This is a genomic window from Psychrobacter sp. T6-4, assembly GCF_052258425.1.
Classification (GTDB): domain Bacteria; phylum Pseudomonadota; class Gammaproteobacteria; order Pseudomonadales; family Moraxellaceae; genus Psychrobacter.
Map to the genome: position 1 here is coordinate 1 of NZ_JBQQEZ010000024.1, position 1,636 is coordinate 1,636.

At 46.8% G+C, this 1,636-nt stretch carries 1 pseudogene; it reads left to right on the top strand.

The window, feature by feature from the left end:
- Nucleotides 1–1,636: pseudogene (locus ACTXGE_RS12435) on the top strand (hypothetical protein); the annotation flags it as partial.

The window sequence follows — 1,636 nt, forward strand, 5'->3', positions numbered from 1 at the left end:
TAGACCTCGGTCTAAACTTCGGCGCTGACAGTGGCAATACCGTCAAGCGAGAATTGGGTCAAACCTTCAACATCAATGGCGACAGTAAAAACATCAGCACCGTCACAACCGCAAATGGTGTCAACGTACAGATGAGTGATACACCCACCTTTAATAAAGTCACCCTCATCGACGCTCCTACAGTAGGGACTGATGCCACCAACAAAACCTACGTTGATGGCACCCGTACTCAAGTGACCTCGAACAACAACTCTATCAGCGTCAGCGAAACCGCATCAGGGGATGCTAGAGTGTTCGACCTCTCTGTAGACGCACAGTCACTCAGTGAAAGTGCCCAGTCTCCAGTCGTCTATACTGATGCTACAGGCAACAAACTCTACAAGCAGACTGATGGTAGCTTCAACACTAACCCTGATGGTAGTGGCGACCTTGTCACAGCAATCGACGTAATCGCCTCTATGCAATCAGCGACTGGTAGCACCAGTACCCCAACCACGCTGAGCAACATCGCAGCTGGTACTTTGGAAAGTGACTCAACCGACGCCGTTAACGGTAGCCAGTTGTACACCACTAACCAAAACGTCAGTACCAACGAAGGCAACATCACAACCAACAGAGACAACATCGCTAAGGGTATCAAGTTTAATGTCAATGACTCCTTGCAAAAGACCTTTGACTTGGGCGAAGAGATTAAGCTAAACACAGACAATAACCTAACCACGACGCTATTGTCTACCAATGACGGTATCGAGCTTGGATTGGCACCGAACCTAACCGGTTTAATCAGTGCAGACTTTGGTGGCGTCAACATCTCAACTGAAGGTATTGACCTGAACAACAATCAAATCACAGGTTTAGGTAGTGCAGGTGACATCACACTAGCAACTAACGAGAAAAATGCGGTTAATGCAGGTGATCTAAACAATGCCGTTGGCGGCGTTACCAGTCTTGGCTTTGCATTACGAGCCGCTGACACTAATGAAGTACAGCGCAATCTAGGTGATGCGGTCGACATTGTTGGTTCAAACAACAACATCACTACCCAAGTCATCGATGACAAGATAGCCATTAAGCTCAACAACAATCTAAACCTAGGAGCGCTTGGTACTGTCAAGACAGGGGGTAACGTAATACTTAATACTGTTGTCACTCCTTTAGGTGTCTCAGTCACAGGTCTTAATCCACTTAACCCTGTAACCCTGACTGCTGCAGGTCTAAACAATGCGGGTAAAAAGATCATCAATGTCAAAGACGGAGCGGTTACTAGCAGTAGCCAAGATGCGGTTAACGGTAGCCAGTTGTACACCACTAACCAAAACGTCAGCACCAACGAAGGCAACATCACAACCAACAGAGACAACATCGCTAAGGGTATCAAGTTTAATGTCAATGACTCCTTGCAAAAGACCTTTGACTTGGGCGAAGAGATTAAGCTAAACACAGACAATAACCTAACCACGACGCTATTGTCTACCAATGACGGTATCGAGCTTGGATTGGCGGATGTCATCACTGTCGGCAGTGATATGCCAGTAATGATTGACGGTACAAACGGCACAGTCTCAGGTTTAAGTAACACAACCTTTGATGCTAATCAAACCTATACTGGTGGTTTGGCAGCAACCCAAGAGCAGCT